This window comes from Microcoleus sp. PH2017_12_PCY_D_A, assembly GCF_020738565.1.
GTDB lineage: Bacteria > Cyanobacteriota > Cyanobacteriia > Cyanobacteriales > Microcoleaceae > Microcoleus.
The window spans coordinates 1-20754 of the sequence record NZ_JAEQCI010000037.1 but is presented as its reverse complement, the minus strand read 5'-3'; the positions used below and the strand labels follow the sequence as shown (position 1 = coordinate 20754).

At 44.8% G+C, this 20754-nt stretch carries 18 protein-coding genes; 10 read left to right on the top strand and 8 right to left on the bottom strand.

Annotated features, from left to right (window positions below):
- Positions 1-115: 115 nt before the first annotated feature.
- The 3 genes from JGK39_RS11375 to JGK39_RS11365 all read left to right on the top strand — a co-directional run bounded on the left by JGK39_RS11375 (position 116) and on the right by JGK39_RS11365 (position 2984).
- Positions 116-745: a hypothetical protein gene (locus tag JGK39_RS11375; RefSeq protein ID WP_293255932.1), complete on the top strand. Its 630-nt coding sequence runs from the start codon at positions 116-118 to the stop codon at positions 743-745.
- A 22-nt stretch (positions 746-767) separates the two neighbouring features.
- Positions 768-1643 (top strand): Uma2 family endonuclease, encoded by an 876-nt coding sequence (locus JGK39_RS11370; RefSeq protein ID WP_293296412.1) that lies wholly within the window; start codon positions 768-770, stop codon positions 1641-1643.
- 150 nt (positions 1644-1793) lie between these two features.
- A complete protein-coding gene (locus JGK39_RS11365; protein WP_293255926.1) occupies positions 1794-2984 on the top strand; it encodes a lipase family protein in 1191 nt (396 codons plus the stop codon).
- 571 nt (positions 2985-3555) lie between these two features.
- Here the strand turns inward: JGK39_RS11365 and trmB are convergent.
- The 3 genes from trmB to csaB form a co-directional block, all read right to left on the bottom strand.
- A complete protein-coding gene (gene trmB, locus JGK39_RS11360; protein ID WP_293255923.1) occupies positions 3556-4188 on the bottom strand; it encodes a tRNA (guanosine(46)-N7)-methyltransferase TrmB in 633 nt (210 codons plus the stop codon).
- Between the two features lie 143 nt (positions 4189-4331).
- Entirely contained in the window at positions 4332-5042 is a 711-nt protein-coding gene (locus JGK39_RS11355) for a Uma2 family endonuclease (RefSeq protein WP_293255920.1), read from the bottom strand.
- 22 nt (positions 5043-5064) lie between these two features.
- Positions 5065-6102 carry a polysaccharide pyruvyl transferase CsaB gene (gene csaB / locus JGK39_RS11350; protein ID WP_293296410.1) on the bottom strand — a complete coding sequence of 346 codons (1038 nt, stop codon included), beginning with the start codon at positions 6100-6102 and terminating at the stop codon, positions 5065-5067.
- A gap of 121 nt (positions 6103-6223) precedes the next feature.
- On the opposite strand from csaB, the gene JGK39_RS11345 reads away from it, so the two are divergent.
- The 5 genes from JGK39_RS11345 (at position 6224) to JGK39_RS11325 (ending at position 12345) form a co-directional block, all read left to right on the top strand.
- Entirely contained in the window at positions 6224-6532 is a 309-nt protein-coding gene (locus tag JGK39_RS11345) for a DUF2499 domain-containing protein (RefSeq protein ID WP_293296408.1), read from the top strand.
- Between the two features lie 48 nt (positions 6533-6580).
- Positions 6581-7000 carry a lysozyme inhibitor LprI family protein gene (locus tag JGK39_RS11340; RefSeq protein ID WP_293296407.1) on the top strand — a complete coding sequence of 140 codons (420 nt, stop codon included), beginning with the start codon at positions 6581-6583 and terminating at the stop codon, positions 6998-7000.
- Positions 7001-7189: 189 nt separating this feature from the next.
- Positions 7190-9853: a DNA polymerase III subunit alpha gene (locus JGK39_RS11335; RefSeq protein ID WP_293296406.1), complete on the top strand. Its 2664-nt coding sequence runs from the start codon at positions 7190-7192 to the stop codon at positions 9851-9853.
- 1 nt (position 9854) lies between these two features.
- Entirely contained in the window at positions 9855-10634 is a 780-nt protein-coding gene (locus JGK39_RS11330; protein ID WP_293296404.1) for an LAGLIDADG family homing endonuclease, read from the top strand.
- On the top strand, positions 10627-12345 hold the full coding sequence (locus JGK39_RS11325) for an OB-fold nucleic acid binding domain-containing protein (protein ID WP_293296402.1): 1719 nt from the start codon (positions 10627-10629) through the stop codon (positions 12343-12345). The genes JGK39_RS11330 and JGK39_RS11325 overlap by 8 nt, the downstream gene beginning before the upstream one ends.
- Here the strand turns inward: JGK39_RS11325 and JGK39_RS11320 are convergent.
- The 3 genes from JGK39_RS11320 to JGK39_RS11310 form a co-directional block, all read right to left on the bottom strand.
- Positions 12322-14349 (bottom strand): serine/threonine-protein kinase, encoded by a 2028-nt coding sequence (locus JGK39_RS11320; protein WP_293255902.1) that lies wholly within the window; start codon positions 14347-14349, stop codon positions 12322-12324. The genes JGK39_RS11325 and JGK39_RS11320 overlap by 24 nt on opposite strands.
- Positions 14350-14704: 355 nt before the next feature.
- On the bottom strand, positions 14705-15043 hold the full coding sequence (locus JGK39_RS11315; RefSeq protein ID WP_293255899.1) for a DUF3593 domain-containing protein: 339 nt from the start codon (positions 15041-15043) through the stop codon (positions 14705-14707).
- Between the two features lie 287 nt (positions 15044-15330).
- On the bottom strand, positions 15331-15984 hold the full coding sequence (locus tag JGK39_RS11310) for an ATP-binding protein (protein WP_293255896.1): 654 nt from the start codon (positions 15982-15984) through the stop codon (positions 15331-15333).
- A gap of 169 nt (positions 15985-16153) precedes the next feature.
- Here JGK39_RS11310 and JGK39_RS11305 point away from each other — a divergent pair, with 169 nt between their 5' ends.
- Both JGK39_RS11305 and JGK39_RS11300 read left to right on the top strand, forming a co-directional pair.
- Positions 16154-16294, top strand: a complete 141-nt coding sequence (locus JGK39_RS11305) for a hypothetical protein (protein ID WP_293255893.1) — start codon at positions 16154-16156, stop codon at positions 16292-16294.
- Positions 16295-16860: 566 nt separating this feature from the next.
- Positions 16861-17604 (top strand): pentapeptide repeat-containing protein, encoded by a 744-nt coding sequence (locus tag JGK39_RS11300; protein ID WP_293255890.1) that lies wholly within the window; start codon positions 16861-16863, stop codon positions 17602-17604.
- A gap of 294 nt (positions 17605-17898) precedes the next feature.
- Here JGK39_RS11300 and JGK39_RS11295 read toward each other — a convergent pair whose 3' ends face one another.
- A complete protein-coding gene (locus tag JGK39_RS11295; protein WP_293249002.1) occupies positions 17899-18939 on the bottom strand; it encodes an alpha/beta fold hydrolase in 1041 nt (346 codons plus the stop codon).
- Positions 18940-19061: 122 nt separating this feature from the next.
- The gene (gatA, locus tag JGK39_RS11290; RefSeq protein WP_293249202.1) at positions 19062-20522 is read right to left on the bottom strand and encodes an Asp-tRNA(Asn)/Glu-tRNA(Gln) amidotransferase subunit GatA; all 1461 of its coding nucleotides are present in this window, start codon (positions 20520-20522) and stop codon (positions 19062-19064) included.
- Positions 20523-20754 lie beyond the last annotated feature (232 nt).

Sequence of the window (20754 nt, the reverse complement as noted above, 5' to 3'; positions counted from 1 at the left end):
AAACTTACGCATCAAGCTAAAGAAACCGGGTTTTACCAATCTGCGGGTTGAAGGAAGGATTTTCGTAAAAAACCCGGTTTCTGACCACCTGCGTGTAAGTCCTAATAGAAATCTTATGTCTGAAAATTCCCCAAAAACCTCAGCGGAAATGGAGGCGATCGCCCGATCGCCCAATCTCGTCGAAATTAACCAAGAAATCCGCGACTTGATTATAGATTATGCCATTGGAGCCGCTATTCTGGGATTCAACCCGCTGCCGGGAACTATGACGGTGACGCTGCTGGTGGCGAGCGTTTTGCTGTTAAAAATGATGCAGGATATTGGGGCAAAATGGGGCTATCCAAAAGGTCAAGATGCGCTGGCGATCGGAGGCAATCTTTTCGGGGGTTTGGGTTCTTTTTGGGTAGCGTTTATGGCTTGGGTATCGATGTATGGTTTGGGTTTATTTGTGCCGTTTGTGGGCGGTTTTGCGCTGGCTTCGTCGCTGTTTGCGCTGACTTGGAGGGTGGGACAGGCGACGCACCTTTATTATGCTAGCGGGCGTCAAATGGATGCAGCGGAACTTAAGCGAGTTTTCGATAGTTCTCAAGCGGAAGCGGAAGCTTTGTTTAAGGGGAATATTCGGGCGATCGCCTCTCAGCAGCAAGTACCAGAAAATTCGATTAAATTTCTTACTGATGACTTGATAAATGGTAAAATAAGTCAAGAGGAGTTTCAGGAAAAAATTAAAGACATTCTTCATTAATACCTGTAACCAAAATAAAAGCATGAAATTCTCCCTAGATGTAGAAAACAACCCCGCAGGTTGGCCAGATCACACTCAACTACCAGAATCCGACGGCACTTTTGTGAAAAACTTTCAAGAACATCCCCAAAGCATTCTGTTAACGGATTCTATTACTCCGATCCTCCAAAGCATTCATCCAGATGCTGATTACTGTATCGGTCAAGATAGTGGCATTTACTGGCGATTGACAGATCCGCTAGAAAAGGGTTCAGAAGCACCGGACTGGTTTTACGTTCCCAATGTCCCGCCAGCACTTGACGGTCAATTGCGTCGTTCTTATGTGATGTGGCAAGAGTTTGTCGCACCGTTAATTGTGTTGGAGTTTGTATCGGGAAATGGTTCGCAAGAACGGGACAGAACACCTTTGTTGCGCTCGGGTCAACAGGAAACTAAGCCGGGAAAATTCTGGGTTTATGAAAATGCGATCCGTCCGGCTTTTTACGGGATTTATGAAGTGAGCAAGGCGAGTGTTGAAGTTTATCATTTGATAGAAAATAGGTATCAATTAATGACTGCGAACGATCGCGGTCATTATCCTATTCCAGCGTTAGGAGTGGAATTAGGAATTTGGCAGGGAATGTACCAAAATGTTGAGTTACCTTGGCTGCGCTGGTGGGATAGTGAAGGGAATTTGTTGTTAACTGGCTTTGAAAGAGTTCAGGAAGAACAACAAATAGCTGAACAAGAACGGCAAAGGGCTGAACAAGAAAGGCAACGAGCTGAACAGGAACGGCAAAGGGCTGAACAAGAAAGGCAAATAGCTGAACAAGAAAGGCAAAGGGCCGATCGCGCTCAAGAAGAATTAGAGCAATTGCGCGCTCAATTGCGATCGGCTGGCATTGAACCTCAATTGTGAGGGAAACCTTTGCTGGGAGGGGACTGTATTGGGAAAGCAGCAGCAATCAAGGACGAAGTGAGAAACCGGGTTTTTTACGACAATCATCCATTGCAGTTAGCAGATTAGGTAAAAAACCCGTTTTTTGGTATTGATATTTAGAGTTAGTGTATGACTAAGCATATTGCAGCAAAAATTACCCGCAGACAACTGTTGCTCGGAGGATTGGCCGCCGCGTCAGCAGCTACGGCAATACCTGAATATTTGCGCCGTCAAGCTGATAGCGATCGCCAAAAACAAGTTTTAGCTTTACTCAACGAAAGAGACGCCGATAAGATTTTCCTGAAAACCTTAGAAGCCGATGCCAAAAAAATCAATGAATCGCGGCAAATTCAAGCATCTGTCAAGCTATCTGGGCCGCCAATCCCGTATAACCGCGAGATTTCTAAACTGCTGATTCTGTGCAGCAAATTGGCAACGCAGCAGTACCTCAAAGGCAAAGTAGATCCTAAATATGACGGCGACATCAAATCGCTACCAGGCTATAACGCTGCTAAGTTCAAAGGCTACATTCAATTGGCTGCTCTCAAAGGAGAAGAAGCTAATATTTCCGAAGAAGTTGAGGTGGATATTCCGCAGCCGACGGCTTCCCCCAATAGCGCAACCGATCCGATCGGGGAAAATGTAGGTACTGCTAAAAAAGCTATTGTAAATACAGCTAAGCAAGTAGTGAAAATCAACCGCAAAATTCCGGTTTATTTTGGTTTTGTCCTCAGTTCTAAAAAACACAATATTATTGTCTTTCGCGGCACGCAAAGAACTATCGAATGGGTACTCAATATCAATGCTGTTTATGCTACTAAAACTCAGGCTTTAAGCAAGTCCTACGGTACAATTCATCCCGGTTTCTCAACCATCTACAGCAATATTGCCGCTCAAACGCTGGAAATTGCCAAAAAGCTAAATCCGTCGGTTCCCTGCTACGTATCGGGCCACAGTTTGGGTGCTGCGATCGCTACTTTGGCTGCGATCGACATTGCGGTGAATGTTCCTCGGTTGAAAAAGCAGGTGCAGTTGTATACTTATGCCAGTCCGAGGGTGGGCGATCCGGTGTTTGCGAGGGAGCACAATCGATCGATACCCAACAGCTATCGAGTGGTAAATTTGGCGGATGCTATTACGCTGGTGCCTTTTACGGTGTTCTTTAAAACTGAATACGTGCACGTGGGTGAGGAGTGGGCTTTTTTGGCGCAAAATGGGGATGTGATGCCGAATCATGTGGTGGATACCTACAGAAGTGCGATCGACAAACAAGTCGAAACCAACAAACCCCGAACCTCCCCAAATTCCGGGTTAAAATAGTGTGGAGTAAAACCATCAATTCCCGGTGAATAGAATTCGTGGCTATACAAACAATGTCCGGATGGTGCGCGGACTCAATAAAAGACATATAGCGGTGTTCAAAAAAGTGAGGTACGTTGTTGGGCTTTAGCCCTCTGAGAGTGATTATATAGTAAGCGAGGTCGCATCAAAAACTCCATTTACAGTCATACCTCATCTCTCTGATAAATGCTATAGCCTTTCTCAAAAATATGAGGTATGACTTACAGCTTATATAACGACTTAGACTAAGAGGGCTGAAGCCCAACAACGTACCTGATCTTTCTGATAAATGCTATAAATACAAATTTAAGCAAATAGTATAAAATGTAATTTTAAATAAATTTGATATTATCTCAAACACCAAATCAGCTTTTATTGATACTCTTATTTTCTTATATTTGACTGGTTTTATATCCTTTCCGGTTGCATCGGAATAATTTAACCACAGAGAGCGCAGAGGACACAGAGAGAGAAAGTAGAGAGATTAATACAAGACGATGCAACCGGATTTGATATTATTTGTGAAACATCGCAATTAATTCGGCGGGCTTTATTTGTGAAACAACGCACGATAAACTGGTTCCCCGCGTTTGAGAGTAGCAATTTCTCTTTCTGTGGCTACAGGCATGGGATTTTCTGCCAACCATTCGCCGTTATTTGTGCGTTTAAAAGTAGGATGAGATGAAAAGCGATCGCACATTTCGACTTCTACTTCCTCAATATCCGATTGAATAAACACTTCACCGCCAACAGCCAGATAAGTCGCCAACTCGCCTACTAATTCCTGCTGCACAACCCGCCGCTTGTGGTGCTTTTTCTTAAACCACGGATCCGGAAATTGGATGCTGACTCGTTGCAAAGTACCAGCGGGCAAAGTTTCTAAAATTGGCTTGAGAGAACTATTCGCATTGCAAAACAAATAGTGGAGATTTGTCAAGCCTTTTTCGTCGCGCCAAAGATTCGCCTCATCCACCAGAGGTTCCCGAATTTCTAATCCCAGAAAATTCCAATCAGTTTGGATTTGCGCCATTTGCCACAAAAACCTTCCTCTGGCGCAGCCGATATCTAAATGCAGCGGCAAATTTAAGTCGCTATATATTTTCGTCCAATCTGGAGCACTGGCGGATGTTCGATATCTCATCGATAGGGGATTTACGTGTTCCCGAACTCTTACTCTTGCCAATTTTGATGTCTCCTGAATGTAATTTTGTTCGTAGTAAGGACTTTAGTCCTAATCAATTAAAAGTCAGAGAGAGGACTGAAGTCCTCAGTACAAACCGGAGAGGACTTTAGTCCTCACTACAAACCGGATATAATTACTGTACCTTAGGCTTCTGGTTCGATGCCTGCTGCTCTTAATTGTGCGGATAGTCGATCGGCTCGCTGTCTTTCCCTTTCCACCATCTCTGCTCCCCACAATAACATTTGTCCGCTCTCATCCCACCAGCGCAACCAATATGCGGTTCTTTCGGCTTTTGTTCCCTGCCAAACACCTAGAAATAATCCAACTCCTGCAATCCAATAACGCCCATTTGCATCTGGTTGCTGTGCTTGATATCTTTCTGATGAATTCAACTGGTAGACTTCTAGCACTCCTGTAGCAGGTTCAAATATGGCATAGATTGGCACTCGCAATACTTGCTCGTAAAAATACCATTTTCCGGGGGGATAAGTTGGCTTGCTAGAATATTCATCGTTGGGACTAGCTGACAAAAATTCCATGACTATATCTGGAATTTCGCCTTCTAAGTTAGGAGTGTAACTGCGACGAATTTCTTGACCCGAAAGCGACTGTACGTTGCGGGCATAAAACCAATCGGGAGATTTAATAACTAGCTTGCTGTCTACTGTCGCACAAATCCCCATATTTGGAGCAATTAATATTCCCGCTACTATGAGCCCCGCGATTTCTAAGATTTCGCGCAAGGCGGCGGCTAGCAAGGGTTGGTCGATGTTTTCCACAGGTTCCTCGTCTAAAATGAAATCGTCTGGCAATTTTTCCCAGGTAATTTTTAAGTCGGCTGTACTGACTGTCATTGTATTTCACCTCTGAATGAGATTACTGGAGTGCGGTTTGCAATACTTCCTTATGAAAGAGCGATCGCCCTACAATAAATTTTATCCTTTCCGGCGATAGTGCGGCGCCGTTGGCATAGTGATCCATCCAGGTTTTGCTGATTAAATACGGATCTTCTGGCAATTCTGATAATAAGTATCCCGGCATTTCTAACTCGTCCATCAATTGAGTAACTTTGGGATCGTAGCTGAGGGCAAAACAGCGACATTCTTCGGATGCTGCCATAATTAAACTGTGGTAGCGCATCCCGATCGCCATTTCGACTCCCCGGAACACTCCTTTCAATTTCCTCGGATCGTCTAAACTGAGGATGCGGCTTCTTTTCGGCAGTGCTTCGTGTAAATGTTTGGCAATTTCTAAGTCGTGGGAAGCTTGGAAAGGTAGCAGTAAAATTAAGGTGCGAGTGGCTTTTTGAAAGTCCACTAAAGCTTGAGTTAGGATTGACAAACGGGCGGGTGTTAGTGTAGAGTGCGATCGCAAACAAACCGCAACTCTCGGCGACGGCAAATCCCACAAACCGGAGACGGGGGAATTTTCTAAAGCCCACACGGGATCGGGCGCTAAAGTAAAGGGAATTTGCCAATCTGCAAGTAGGGTAGCTGAGCCCTTATCCCGCACGCTGACGGCTGTGCATCCAGCAAAACACCGCTGAGATAATTTACGAGTAATCTCTTTATTCAAAGGGCCAATTCCCTGAGCCCAAGCAACAGTTTTTAAGCCCATCTGCTGGGCTAATCCCATCAAACCGCCATAGTAGAAAGGGCTGACAAGGCTGGTACTATCTTGGATTAAACTCCCGCCACCCCAGATTAGGGCGTCGGCGCTGCGGAGTGTATCGAGGACACCAAACGCATTCATGCGATCGCGCGCAGCTACTCCGTACCGCTGATTTGTCTCGACAGGATTGCCAGATAGGACGATCGGCGTTACCCCATCTGGTAACATTTGCAGTAGCGAAGCCAACAGCGCCTCGTCGCCGCCGTTGCCTTTTCCGTAATAGCCGCACAAAATTGCTCGCATTTCTACTTCTTTGTTTGTTTATGATGGAGAATATAACTATTACAATATCGAATTGTTGCGATCCATAGATTCTTTTTTCAACAATAAAATATATCTTTCATCTTCCTTCACAATACAAAAAATGCACGCTTTGTCAATTCCTACCTGGATTATTCATGTCTCTAGCGTTGTCGAGTGGATTGCCGCCATCTGGTTAATTTGGACTTACGGCGAAGTCACTCAAAACCGAGCTTGGTGGGCCCTTTCCGCCGGAATGCTGCCCGCTCTCGTCAGCGCTATGTGCGCCTGTACGTGGCACTATTTTGACAACTCCCCAGCCCTAGAATGGATTGTTACCCTGCAAGCCGCGATGACTGTCATCGGTAATTTTACTCTGTGGGCGGCTGCTTGGTGGATTTGGCGATCGGCTCAGGAGTCAGTTGACAGTTGACAGTTGATAGAAAATCAGTCATTACTAACAAACTAATGAGAAAAATCCTTGAAAAATCGTACTATCTGGGCAACATTTACAGCAATTTTACTTTTTTTAACGGCGGGATTTTTGGTTCCGGGCCAAGCCAGCAACAACCGAGTGCAAATAGCCCAACAGCCAAACTGTAAAAGCCCTCAGACTACTGTTGACATGACTATCTGTTCTAGTCAAGAGTTCAAAGCAGCCGATACAAAGCTCAATCAATTATATCAGCAACTTCTGCCAAAAATTAACAGCAAACAAAAGCAGAGATTGACTACGGCACAGCGTACTTGGGTAAAATTTAGAGATGAAACTTGTAATTATGAAGCAGGGCACTTTGAAGGCGGTACTTTAGCTGCTCCTATCTACGTTTCTTGCAAAGCCACAGTGACGCAACAGCGCGTTAAAGATTTGGAAGATTATTTGGAACAAGCAAGTTTGTAAAAGCCCGATCGCGATCGACAATAATTCACCGATTAAATCATCAATACATAGCAAACTCATCTTATGCGGTATCAAACCCCCCAGCCCAAATTATCTCAAAAGTGATAACAAGCTTTGTTTTTTATTTTATCCTTTGCCACGCGAATGGTGTAAGATTTAGAATCTAAAATCTTAATATTTTAAATCCCTATGTCCTTCGTTGGCTTGCACATTCACAGCGACTACAGCCTGCTAGACGGCGCGTCTCAGCTACAGCAGCTAGCTGAACGGGCGGTGGAATTGGGGATGCCCGCGATCGCCCTTACAGACCACGGCGTGATGTACGGGGCGATCGAGCTAATCAAAGTTTGCCGAAATAAAAATATCAAGCCCATCATTGGCAATGAAATGTACGTCGTCAACGGCGACATCGAAGTCAAAGTTCGAGGTAGAAGAAAATACCATCAAGTTGTTTTAGCTAAAAACACCCAAGGCTATAAAAACTTAGTAAAACTTACCACAATTTCCCATTTAAAAGGAATGCCCGAAAGAGGTATTTTTGCCCGTCCTTGCATCAACAAAGAACTCCTCAAACAATACTCCGAAGGCTTAATTGTTACCAGCGCTTGTTTGGGTGGCGAAGTTCCCCAAATGATTCTGCAAAACAAGCTAGATACTGCCCGCGAAGTTGCCAAATGGTATAAAGAAGTATTTGGAGAAGACTATTATATAGAAATTCAAGACCACGGTTCCCAAGAAGACCGCATGGTTAATGTTGAAATCGTCAAAATTGCCCGCGAATTCAAAATTCAAATAATTGCCACCAATGATTCTCACTATATTTCCTGCAACGACGTAGAAGCTCACGATGCTTTGTTGTGCATCAACACCAACAAACTAATTGAAGAAGAAAAGCGGATGCGCTACAGCGGCACAGAATATCTGAAATCCGCCGACGAGATGGCGCAACTGTTTCGAGATCATTTAGATGATGAAACGATCAAAGAGGCGATCGAAACCACCCTAGAAGTAGCAAATAAAGTATCAAGATACGAACTCACAGGAGAAGCTCGGATTCCCACAATCCCAATTCCCCCAGAACATACCGCCGATACCTATGTAGAAGAAATATCTTGGCTAGGACTATTAGAACGCCTCAAAGCCCGTACCAGAAATGAAATCCCCCCAGTCTACAAACAAAGACTAGAATATGAGCTAAAAATGATTCAGCAGATGGGTTTTTCTGAATATTTTTTAGTCGTCTGGGATTACATGAAATATGCTAGAGACAACAATATTCCCGTCGGGCCAGGACGAGGTTCTGCCGCAGGTTCTTTAGTTGCCTACGTCCTCAATATTACCAACATAGACCCGGTACACCACGGACTGCTATTCGAGAGATTTCTCAATCCCGAACGTAAATCGATGCCAGATATTGATAGCGATTTCTGCATCGAAAGACGGGACGATATGATTAAATATGTTACAGACAAATATGGTACAGACCGCGTAGCGCAAATTATTACCTTTAACAGGATGACATCAAAAGCTGTTTTGAAAGATGTTGCCAGAGTTTTAGGTATTCCCTACAAAAAAGCCGATGAGATGGCGAAAATGATTCCAGTATCGCGGGGGAAACCGGAAAAACTCAAAGTAATGATTTCCGATAATACACCTGCACTAGAATTTAAAACTAACTACGAAAATACAATTTGTATTAATGCCGAAACTGGTACTGACGTTCCAGTACGTCAGTGGATTGACATGGCGATTCGTATTGAAGGAACCAACAAAACCTATGGTGTTCACGCCGCCGGCGTGGTAATTTCTTCTGTCCCCCTTGATGAAATTGTACCGTTGCAAAAGAATGATAATGGTGCTGTAATCACCCAATATTTCATGGAAGATTTGGAATTTTTGGGTCTACTAAAAATGGACTTTTTGGGATTAAAAAATTTAACAACGCTTCAAAAAACCGTTGATTATGTTAAGCAAACTCAAGATATAACTATCAATGCTGAAGGCTTACCTTCTGACATAGAACGCAGAGCTCAAGAGACATTTACTAGGAACAACAAGTTACCCGGTGATGTAGCAAAGACTTATCAACTATTAGAAAAAGGAGATTTAGAAGGTGTTTTTCAGCTAGAATCTTCTGGGATGCTGGATGTAGTAAAAAAAATCAAACCTTCTTGTCTGGATGATATTTCTTCTATTCTGGCGCTTTATCGTCCCGGCCCGCTGGATGCTGGTTTGATTCCACAATTTATCGATCGCAAACACGGTAGAGAAGTGGTTAAATACGACCATCCGCTGTTAGAACCGATTTTGAAAGAGACCTATGGAACGCTTTGTTTCCAAGAGCAAATTATGCGGATGGCTCAAGATTTGGCGGGCTATTCTTTAGGTCAAGCTGACTTGCTGCGCCGCGCCATGGGCAAGAAGAAGGCTGATGAAATGCAGAAGCAAAAGGAAACATTTATTGATGGGGCAACTAAGAATGGTGTCGCTCAAAGAGTTGCCGAAGAGTTGTTCGGGCAAATGCTACAATTCGCTGAATATTGCTTGAGCTATGACACGAAGATATTGACTGTGGAATATGGGCCGATGGCTATTGGCAAAATCGTTGAGGAAGAAATTGAATGTCATGTTTACAGTGTTGATAATAATGGCCATATTTATACACAGCCAATTGCACAGCGGCATCGCCGAGGTCAGCAGGAGGTCTTTGAGTATTGTCTGGAAGATGGCTCGATAATTCGCGCGACAAAAGATCACAAGTTTATGACTGCTGACGCTCAAATGCTGCCCGTTGACGAAATCTTTGAAAAAGGATTAGACTTAAAACAAATCAACTCCATCTCACATCTATAAAATGTATCTCGACTATAGGAAACTAAAATCGGAACACAAGGAACAAATCATTTCTGCTTTTAATCAGGGCATGGAGTGTCGAGAAATTCCTAACTACCTTGGGGTAAGCGAGAGAGCGGTTTCAAGAGTTTTAAAAGAAGCTGACATTAATACTAAGCGGCGAAACCGCTATACTTTAAATGAAAGCTATTTTGATGTAATTGACTCTCAAGCTAAAGCCTATTTATTAGGTTTGATAGCTGCCGATGGCTGCGTTACTCAAACTAATTATGTAGCTTTTGAATCTATTGACAAACAACTTACAGAAATGCTCAGCAGAGAGCTACAATATTCGGGTGAGATTAGAATTGTTCAGCCTCAAAATTATGCTCCTCACTACCGAATAAATTTTTCTTCTGAAAAGCTGGCAAGCTCTTTACATGCCTACGGCATCATAACAGGAAGAACTTTTTCAGGAGTTACTTATTTCCCTAACTCAAAATATTTAGCGTCTTATGTGTTAGGCTACTTTGACGGTGACGGTTGTGCTTATGCAAACAAAGGCAGGAGTGGCGGTTTAGTGTGCATCGTCGGTTCCTTTGAATTTGCCTGCGAACTAGCAAGGCACTTAGGCATGGGTTCTGTACAAGAGCATCAATTTAAAAAAGTTTATTATTGGAGAATATTTAGTCGAAAAAACATACAAGCGTTCTATGATTTTGTGTATCAGTACCCCAGATTGGGGCTGCAACGAAAAAAGACTAAAATTGAGGATATTCTCAGGAGTTACAAACATGGTTAAAATTATTAGTCGAAAATCACTAGGAACTCAAGAAGTATATGACATTGGTGTGGAACGAGAACATAACTTTATCCTAGAAAATAGTCTTGTGGCCTCTAATTGCTTTAATAAATCCCATTCAATGGCCTATGCCTATATCACTTATCAAACTGCTTATTTAAAAGCAAATTTTCCTGTTGAATACATGGCTGCACTGCTGACAGCTAACCGAGGCGATCAGGAGAAAGTACAGAGATATATTGCTAATTGTATCAAACTGAAGATTGACGTTGAGCCACCTGATATTAATGGTTCTGAACTTACTTTTACGCCACTTCCTATGGAGATGACAAAGGCAGAAAAACATAAAATTTTGTTTGGAATTTCGGCGGTCAAAAATGTTGGTGAAGGGGCAATTGAGAATATTTTGGAGGCGCGAAAGGAAGGGGGTAATTTTAAGTCTTTACCAGATTTGTGCGATCGCGTAAATCTACATTCTGTCAACCGTCGCGCCCTAGAAGCCTTGATTCACTGCGGTGCTTTTGATAAAATCGTACCCAACCGCCGTCAATTAATAAATGACCTTGAAGGGGTGATGAAATGGGCCCAAGACCGCAAAAAAGATCGGGAAAGCGGTCAAGGTAATCTGTTTGACTTGTTAGGTGGGAACAGCTTTGCTAAGTCGGCGAATACCTATGATTCTGCCCCAAAATCAAAAACTGTGAAAGATTTTGACACGCAGGAAAAATTGCGTTTAGAAAAAGAATTGCTGGGTTTTTATGTATCAGAGCATCCCCTCAAGTTTCTGCTTCAATCCAATCAAGATCCAGATGTGGTGACTCTCGCACAGTTAGCCGAGAAAAAGGGTAAAGTATCCGTTATTGTCATGCTCAATGCTATCAAACTTGTAGTGACAAAAAAAGGCGATGCGATGGCAATTTTGCAGTTAGAAGATTTGACACACCAAATCAAGGCTGTTGTGTTTCCCAAGAGTTATGAAGAAGTTAAACAGCATATTACAGAGAATGCTATCTTACAGATTAGTGGGAAAATTGAGAAGGATGGCGAGGAAATTCAGATCATTGTAGATACTGCAAAGCCTGTAGAGGAACCAAAGGTTACAGAGGAAATCGAGAACCCAGTACCGGAAACACAAAATTCTTGGGCGGCGCCATTGCAAACACAAAATTCTTGGGCTCCGCCATCGGAAACACAAAATTCTTGGGCTCCGCCATCGGAAAAACAAAACTCTTGGGCGACTCAGCCGGAAAAACAAAACTCTTGGGCGAATCAACCAGTCAACTTTGGACGATCGACAAAACCAGTGGAAGTTACAGAAATGGTGATTGTCAAGTTTACACCGCCGCAGGTGCAAGATGTCAAAAACCTCAATTCTCTGAAAGCTATTTTGCAAGAACTTTCCAATCGTGGAGAGGATGCTAGCGTTTCTGTCGGAGGAATCGTTGTCGGTGAATATTCCTGTCAGCCGCTTCGCATCAAGCGTCAATTGTGGGTACAAGATGGCGATGGCGCTGTTAGCCGTCTCAAGTCGGCGGGATTTGATGCTTGGGTTTTTCCTCTCGACAGTCGGGGGGATGCTGCGATATTTCGAGAAGTTCGATCGCAACTTAACATACATTCTTGGGCCAATCGCTTAATTGACGCAGATGTCGATCGCATATCCCAGTATCTCAACTATCTCGCCCAACTAAACAAACGCCCGCCAAATTAACATTTCATCCCCATCGCCACCGGTGACTAAAGTTTGACCGTCAGGACTAAAAGCCACCGGATTGCGCCCCACAAGACTCGACAAACATAGGCCTGTTTGCAAGTTCCACAGTTTAACAGTACCATCTCGACTGCCGCTAGCCATAGTTTCGCGATCGGGACTGATAGCCACCGAAATCACCTCGTCAGAATGCCCGATCAAAGTATTAATCAATTCCCCGGTATCGGGATTCCACAATTTTATCGTAGCGTCCGCACTGCCGCTGACAATCATCTTACCATCTTGACTAAAGGCGATCGCATAAACCCAATCAGAATGTCCGACAAAAGTCCGCACGCTCTCTCGCATCCCTAGGCGCCAAACCTTAATAGTTTTGTCCGCACTACCGCTAGCCAGCATCATACTTTGAGGGCGGAAACTCACAGATAAAACCTTGTCAGAATGGCCCGAAAGTTTGTGAACTAAAGCTCCGTTGTGCTGGTTCCACAACTTAATACTCTTGTCCCCGCTCGCACTCGCAATGGCTCCTCCATCGCAGCTAAAAGCCACCGAATATACGGAGCCGTAGCGGTGACTGTACGGCGACCCATAATCGCTGTAAAACTCGCGAATCATCGCCTTTTTATCCAGCTTCCACTCAATAACTTTTCTGTCAAAACTGCCGCTAACCAGCATTCTCCCATCGGGGCTGATAGCCACCGCATCAACCGTCGCGCAATGACCGAAAAAAGTATGGATTAATTCTCCTGTTTGCAGGTTCCACAGCTTAATTGTTTTATCATCGCTGGCGCTAGCGAGAATATTGCCTTGAGGGCTAATTGCAATAGCATTAACCGAGTCTGCATGACCGTGAAGAATGCGCGCGCACTGCCAGTTATGAGACAATAATTGCGGGTTGCTAGCTGCGGTTGTCACCTGCACATTCTGGGGTGGCGCGGCAGAAACGGCGGTTGCTGTCGTTGTCTGCGAGTGAGTTACAGACGAATTAATGGCTATTTTGGTGCGATAGTTATAGGCAATTTGCGATCGGGGATATTGCCCAAATTTTACCAAGTCGTGCAGCACTTCTGCGGCGGATTGATATCGCTCTCTTACCGAATCTTTGAGCAATTTATTTAAAATAGTTGTTAATTTTTGGCTGACTTTGATGCCTTTTTGTGCTAAGTGCGATCGCCAAATCCATTTGCATTCCAAAGCATCGAACAAATCATTCAGCACCGCCCCAGTCAGCAAGTGAATGCAGGTAACGCCCAAACTGTAAAGGTCGCTCGCCGGATAGGCCTTACCGCTGCGGATTTGTTCGATCGGCGCATAGCCAGCAGTTCCCGTTATCGTACCAGTTTTCGCCTCAGAAATAGCGCTAATCTGCTTGGCCACCCCAAAATCTACCAGCACAAACTGACCCCCCCTGGGCTTCCCCTGTACAGCAGGACACCCGGCCCGAATTATCCCTTTTTTTCCATTACCAAAAGTCGAGAGAGTTTGGGAATTTCTCCGCAGAATATTTTCCGGCTTAATATCCCGATGAATCACCTGCTGCTCGTGAACAAATTGCAAAACAGGCAACAAATTAATCAACAATTCCCAAATTTGTTCCTCGCTAAAAGCTCCCCGCTGCTGCAACTCCTGAAACAAATTATTTCCTTCGATTAACTCTTCGACAAGATACAGGTGTTTTGCATCTTCAAAAGAAGCCAGCAAACTTGGAATCTGCGGGTGTTCCCCGAGTTCGTAAAGCCGATGAGCTTCTTGTTTAAACAGTGCAGTTGCCTTTTCTAATTCTGCCTTTTCTTGAAGGTGGGGAAAAAATTGTTTGATGGCGCAGCGAGTTTTCAACCTATCTTCATCGACAGCTAAAAAAGTGCGGCCAAATGTTCCTTCACCGATAGGTTGAAGGGCGCGGTAACGCTCTTTCAGCAGCAATTTTGAGCCGCACGCCAGACAAAACTTGGTTGAATCAGGATTCTGCGGCTTCTGGCAATGGGGATTGAGGCAATAGCTCATCTGTGTTCCTGCCTGGAGATTCCCACCAAAGCTAAACTTAGCAACATGGTAGTTCTAAATATTCTAATGCTTTGGTGAAATTTTGCAGGGCAAGCCGATCGCCAATTGCTATCTCTACAGTTAACTTTAGGACGCGCTTCACCGTAAAAACCCGGTTTCTACCCAAAATTACCAATTGTGAGCCATAGAGGTTAAGACAGAAACCTGGTTTTTGACCCCGCCTGCGTCCAAGACTAATACCAATTTAAAAAAAGAATGCAACAGTATTCTTGTCCCCCCCGCAATGCAGCGGGGGGGCTGGGGGGGTCGAAGAGTGTTGCACGATTTTAGAAAAATTGTATAAACAGTTAACGGCTTATTCTCCCGCGTCTGCAAGACACTCTTGCTTTTCGCCACCATTCTGTGAGGATGCTTTGGCTTTAATCACCGCTTCCCGAAAGCCTAAAACTACTAAAATATTGGCAAGTGTCAAGAATAGTTCCGCAGAACCGTGCAGCCAATCGACATTTGCTAGCGACTCGTTGTAGGCAACTTTTGCGTAAATTGCGGCAGGAATAGTCACGGCCACAAAAACCAGAGTCCCGTAAAATCCCATCAGAGCTAAACGAGGTGTTTTTCCAGATTTTGTCAAAAACCAGAGAAAACCCAAGTAGGGAAATAGAGACAGCACAAATAAACTTTCTTTGGAAATCATTAGTATTTGGTGAGCGACCAGATACCATGATAGATTAAAAAGTTAAAAATTAATGTGAATAATTTTTAACTTTTTATTTTGAATTTTTCATGCCTAATTTGACAAAGGAACCCTTTTCTGTCGAACTGCTAGAGACTCACCCAAGCCCATAGCTTTTAACCCTCTCCGCAGCAGATCGCTAGTATTAAAAACCAGTGACCTGCGCGGATAAACAACCCTTAACTCTTTCCCTAACACCGTTATTAGCATAACACATTTTCAACCGTGCCAGTCTGTTAATTGTTACTTTACCCAGCAATCCGAAACTGAGATATTTCCAAAGTTGCCGGTCTGCTAGGTATCAAGCAAGTATCGTTCAAAACCTCTAAATCAGCCAAGCATTTTCTATCTGCTATGATAATTTCCGCGAGCTTAGCATCAAAATCAAAACGCGGGCCGCAATCCCAAATTTTGAGTTCCCAGTGTCCGTTAAATACCGTAATTTGGAGTTGAATAGGAGTTTCTACGGGCAGATTTTTGTGAGCGTGGCGAACTGCATTAGTGAAACCTTCAGCTAAAGCTAACTGAAATTGGAACCAAGCCTCAGTGGGGATCGATACATCTTGCAACTGCTCGAACCAATCCAAAACTCTAGTTAAAGCATTCACATCTGTGTTGACTTGCAGGTTGATGTTTTTAACAGAACTTTCATTCAGTTCTGCTTCCTGCTCTATGTCATCTTGCCAATCCCACTTCTTTTTTAACAAATTCATGAACCCATCTAAAGGGCTAGCCTTTTTTATATTTTGCGATCGCGATCGACTTTCTACTTCGTAACTTTTGCTCAGCGACAAACAATTTCGACCGTCGAAAGTCCGGGTGTAACTCAGCTCGTCTGCAATCTGCCACATGAGTTTGATCCCTCTGCCGCCTTCTGCCAGTTGATCTATGCTGTTCGACATTGATTTTCCTCGTCTGAAAGTATTAGTTGTGTCCAATTTTCACACCCGCCGACACACCTTGTCGTTTTTTATACTTGCTTGTTCGGTATAATTTCGGCGATCACAACAAAATGCTATCTTTTTTACAGAAGGCATCGCATCAGCAATATGTCTTAAGAGTCTAAGCCAATTGGCTTATTTACCGATCGCCTGTACGGAGATCGATCGCAATAGCATCAAAATCCGCCTGCATCCACCAGAAATTACCGAACCACTGCCGGAGCCAGCCATTTACCCCAGCCGTCGCAAACTAGAAAATACAAGGCATTGAATCACTGCGAACTGCGGCTCGCCGGTAGCCTGCAAAGCTGATTTGAGGTAATCGCTCTCATCCTAAAGGAGTAAGTAATATCCGCAAAGGCGATCGCCGGCGAACCTCACACCGCCGTGCCCCGTCATTCGATTTTGGATTTTAGATTTTAGATTTTGGAGGCGACCCCACGGATAAATTCGGGGCCTTGAGGATTTTAGATTTTAGATTTTGGATTGATTCCACGGATAAATCACGTGGCGGGTACCATCAAAAAATTCTTGGTCAATGGACTAGACTAGGACTGCTGCAAACAACGCCGTTTCTGCTAAAAATATGGGGTTTGACAGCGAAAAATCTACCAATAAACCCTGTTTTTAGCCCCGCGCGCGTTATTCCAGCAGAAAACTAGGCGATCGAAGGCAGTTAGAGGAATTACCCCGACTAAGCTTTGCTTGCATCTGCACAGTCTGTTATGTTCGAGGTGGAGAATGGAGAAAAGAAACAGGGGAAAATCGGAGAATATCGGAGAATTTGACTAATTTTGATAGGGAATTGAAATATACAATTTAAACGCGCAACACCTGATGACAAAAATTAAACTGACAATTCTGGCAGCAGTGATTCTGTTACTCCCATTTGGCGCAGCAGTTCCCTTACAAGCTCAAAATCTGCCTCTAATCAAGCGGCTGCTAGCAACAAGAGGATGTCCCGGATGCGACTTATTTGGGGCTTCGTTGAGCCGTGCAGATTTGTTTGGCGCTTCCTTGAGCCGCGCCACTCTCAGCAGGGCCGACTTAGTGGATGCGGATTTGACTGCGGCGGATTTAATGGAAGCTAATTTAAACAACGCCAACATGAAAAACGCCTTTTTGGCCGACGCCGACCTCAGCAAAGCCGACATGAGCAGGGCTGACATCAGGGGAGCAAACTTAGAAAATGCTAACCTCAGCGAGAGTTCTCTGATCGACGCATCTCTCCAGTTGGCCAACTTAAAATGCAGTAATTTGAGCGCAGCTAAACTAAGTCGCACCGATCTGAGAAATGCCGATTTTAGTGGTGCAAATCTCAGCGGTGCAGACATCAAAGAAGCTGATTTAAGCGGTGCAAATCTCAGCGGTGCAGACCTCAGAGGGGCCGACTTGAGCGATGCGAGATTGAACAAAGCTAATCTTACAGATGCCAATTTCTGCGGCGCCCGGATGCCGAACCGCAAAATATCTCGGCGAGGTTGTGATGTTAACAAACAACAACCGGTTAGCTCGAACAATTACTGCAATTACTGCCGTGCCGTCAATGACTGGTGGTTAGATATTTTAAGGTTGAATTAAGTCTTAAGCTGTTGTGGGTTTGAATTGCATATGGGCGATCGCACTCGCGAAGCCAGAAACCGGGTTTCTTCCGAGAGTTCTCGTTACCAAACCCAAAACTCATAGAAACCCGGTTTCTCACCCCCCATGCGTCACTAATTACTACAAACTAAACTCAAAAACCCGGTTTCTTGCGATATATAGCGGTTCGATCGCGTGGTGAGGTATGCCCCATGCCCACGGAGCCCACGGAGCCCCATCCCCCATGCCCAGTCATACCTCATCTTTCTGAGACTCGGCTACAATAACTTTTACCTACTTGGAACTATCCAAAAATTGCCTGACTCTTTGCAGATATTCTGCACCGCCGATTTGTGCCGCATTATTGTGTCCTCCATTGGGAACCATGTAAAGCTGTTTGGGCTCGGGTGCTGCATCAAACAGTTTTTTGCTCATTTCGGCTGGAACCACACTGTCAGCAGTCCCGTGAATAAATAGCACCGGCATTTGCAGGCGATCGACTTTTGACAGAGAATCAAACCGCTGCGTCAGCAACAAATCTATCGGAAACATCAAAAACTGCGGTTGTTGGAAATTCACCATCGCCCGTATCGAAGTAAAAGAACCCTCCACAATTAACCCAGCCGCCTCCGGGTGGCGCACTGCCAGATCGATCGCAATTGCCCCTCCCAAAGAATGACCGTAAATATAAATTTGATTCGGATTAATCCCGCGCTGTTTCACCAAATAATCCCAAGCCTGTTGAGCATCCTCATACACCCGAGATTCGCTCGGAAAATCGCCTTGACTTTTGCCGTAACCGCGATAATCGATCAGAAATACCGACACACCTAACCGATGAAATCGATTAGCGTGTTCCACATTTGCTCCCACATTTGAACCATTACCGTGCAAGTACAAAACTACCCGCCCTAACCCCTCTTTGTTAAGTCCAGGAACCGGAACCCCCCCTAACCCCCCCTTGTTAAGGGGGGGGACAGGAACAGCCCCTCTTGCTCCCCCCCTTAACAAGGGGGGGCTGGGGGGGGTTTCCGATAGAGGAACCGTCTCGGCTTCTCTTACTTCCCCCCGAAACTTGCCGGGGTTTTCCGAGGCCGGAATCCACCACCCGTGGACTGTTTCCACCGCCCCTGTTTTAGCTGGAATTGGCAGCCAAACATCTTGATATTTCAACTGAAAATCGTCGGGAGTAGTTTCGATCGCCCGCGCCGGAAAAAAGATAAACTTACCTTGCGCCGCCAATAGAAATACACAAGCAGCAGAATAAGCGATCGCCAAAACTATCCCAAAAGTTATGAGGGGTTTAGACAAAAGAAATACCAGTAACTTGTTCATAGAAAATAGGGCACGCGGGGAATTAGAGATCGGTCAAAAACTAATAACAAATGATTAATTCAGATGATTAGCTTTCGATCGATTACTAACTTCCGCAGCAGCGTTCCGCCTAATTTCAAAAATTAATCCAATTCTGGATGACGCAAGTGCCAATTGGTGGATTGTTCGTAAGCATGAGCGACTTGAAACAGCCGAGATTCTTGCAAAACATTACCAATCAGTTGTATGCCCACCGGCAGTCCTTTATCATCAAATCCGCAGGGCAAACTCAAAGCTGGCAAACCAGCAAGATTCACCGGAATAGTCATCAAATCTGATAAATACATACTCAGGGGGTCGTTGAATTTTTCGCCGGCCTTAAAAGCCGTAGTCGGAGCAGTGGGACAGACCAAAACATCAACTTGAGAAAAAGCTTTTTCAAAGTCTTCTTTAATCAAAGTCCTAACTTTTTGAGCTTTGAGATAATAGGCGTCGTAATATCCAGCGGACAACACGTAAGTACCGATCGCAATTCGGCGTTTAACTTCCGCACCGAACCCTTGAGCCCGAGTTTTGGCATACATATCCAAAAGATTGTCGGGATCGGGCGATCGGAAACCGTACTTAACTCCATCATATCTCGCCAAATTCGCCGAAGCTTCCGAGGGAGCAATAATGTAGTAAGTGGGCAAACCGTAGCGGAACCGGGGACAAGAAACGACTTGAATTTCTGCGCCCAATTGTTGAAATTGCTCGATCGCCTTTGTAACAGCGTCTTTCACCGCCGCATCCAACCCTACACCAAAAGTTTCTTTAATTACACCAATTCTAATCTGACCCTTCGGTCGCAAACTGGGTCTCAAAGCTTGGGCGTAGTCAGGAATTGGGACATTGAGACTCGTGGAATCTCTACTGTCATAACCAGCGACAGCCCCCAACAAAATCGCCGTATCCTCAACATTCCGGCCAAAGGGCCCGATTTGATCGAGAGAAGAAGCGTAGGCCACCAAACCGTAACGAGAAACCAATCCATAGGTCGGTTTCAGCCCCACCAAACCGCAAAAAGCAGCAGGTTGACGGATCGAACCCCCAGTATCCGAACCCAAGCTAACGACGCATTCTCCGCCGGCTACCGCTGCTGCAGAACCGCCAGAAGAACCTCCGGGCACGCGCTCCAAGTCCCAAGGATTCGCGGTAACTTGATAGGCAGAAGTTTCCGTCGAGCTCCCCATGGCAAACTCGTCCATATTCGCCTTGCCCAGAATGATGGCGCCGGCTGCTTTGAGTTTGGAGACGACGGTTGCATCGTAGGGAGGCACAAAATTCTCCAAAATCCGAGATCCACAGGTTGTGGGAATGCCTAGAGTGCACATATTGTCTTTAACGGCGATCGGGATGCCGGCCAACAACCCAATTGTTTCGCCTGCTGCAATTTGGGCATCCACTTTGTGGGCCTCGGCCAATGCGCTGTCTGCTGTCACGCACAGAAAGCTTTTCAATTTCGGCTCTAGCTGGGTAATTCGGTCTAATGCTTCTTGAGTAATTTCCACAGCAGAGCGTTCTTTATTGACCAGTTGTCGGTGCAACTCGCGGATGGATGCCATGCTCGTACCTTTATCATTTCTACTTTCAGCCACTTAGCCAATATAGCTGGCAATTGCACGCACTTACAGCCCTTCTTCAACTGCGTCTCTATGCTTGCATCTGCGGTAAAAAAAGCTACGTATTTGCCGCGACGGGTAGTGCCCTGAAGGAAAGGATCGGAGTAAGCTATAATTAGAGAAGTGTTTCCCATAGCGTGATATGACATTAGAAATTAGTTGCCCTAATTGTTGC

What these genes read in the sequence shown, in the direction of transcription:
- JGK39_RS11370 (WP_293296412.1), top strand. Translation starts at nt 768, where the DNA reads ATGAAATTCTCCCTAGATGTAGAAAACAACCCCGCAGGTTGGCCAGAT.
- JGK39_RS11325 (WP_293296402.1), top strand. Translation starts at nt 10,627, where the DNA reads ATGGTTAAAATTATTAGTCGAAAATCACTAGGAACTCAAGAAGTATAT.
- JGK39_RS11355 (WP_293255920.1), bottom strand. Translation starts at nt 5,042, where the DNA reads ATGACAGTCAGTACAGCCGACTTAAAAATTACCTGGGAAAAATTGCCA.
- JGK39_RS11375 (WP_293255932.1), top strand. Translation starts at nt 116, where the DNA reads ATGTCTGAAAATTCCCCAAAAACCTCAGCGGAAATGGAGGCGATCGCC.
- JGK39_RS11315 (WP_293255899.1), bottom strand. Translation starts at nt 15,043, where the DNA reads ATGATTTCCAAAGAAAGTTTATTTGTGCTGTCTCTATTTCCCTACTTG.
- JGK39_RS11300 (WP_293255890.1), top strand. Translation starts at nt 16,861, where the DNA reads ATGACAAAAATTAAACTGACAATTCTGGCAGCAGTGATTCTGTTACTC.
- JGK39_RS11345 (WP_293296408.1), top strand. Translation starts at nt 6,224, where the DNA reads ATGCACGCTTTGTCAATTCCTACCTGGATTATTCATGTCTCTAGCGTT.
- csaB (WP_293296410.1), bottom strand. Translation starts at nt 6,102, where the DNA reads ATGCGAGCAATTTTGTGCGGCTATTACGGAAAAGGCAACGGCGGCGAC.
- JGK39_RS11295 (WP_293249002.1), bottom strand. Translation starts at nt 18,939, where the DNA reads ATGAACAAGTTACTGGTATTTCTTTTGTCTAAACCCCTCATAACTTTT.
- gatA (WP_293249202.1), bottom strand. Translation starts at nt 20,522, where the DNA reads ATGGCATCCATCCGCGAGTTGCACCGACAACTGGTCAATAAAGAACGC.
- JGK39_RS11365 (WP_293255926.1), top strand. Translation starts at nt 1,794, where the DNA reads ATGACTAAGCATATTGCAGCAAAAATTACCCGCAGACAACTGTTGCTC.
- JGK39_RS11335 (WP_293296406.1), top strand. Translation starts at nt 7,190, where the DNA reads ATGTCCTTCGTTGGCTTGCACATTCACAGCGACTACAGCCTGCTAGAC.
- JGK39_RS11320 (WP_293255902.1), bottom strand. Translation starts at nt 14,349, where the DNA reads ATGAGCTATTGCCTCAATCCCCATTGCCAGAAGCCGCAGAATCCTGAT.
- JGK39_RS11310 (WP_293255896.1), bottom strand. Translation starts at nt 15,984, where the DNA reads ATGTCGAACAGCATAGATCAACTGGCAGAAGGCGGCAGAGGGATCAAA.
- JGK39_RS11330 (WP_293296404.1), top strand. Translation starts at nt 9,855, where the DNA reads ATGTATCTCGACTATAGGAAACTAAAATCGGAACACAAGGAACAAATC.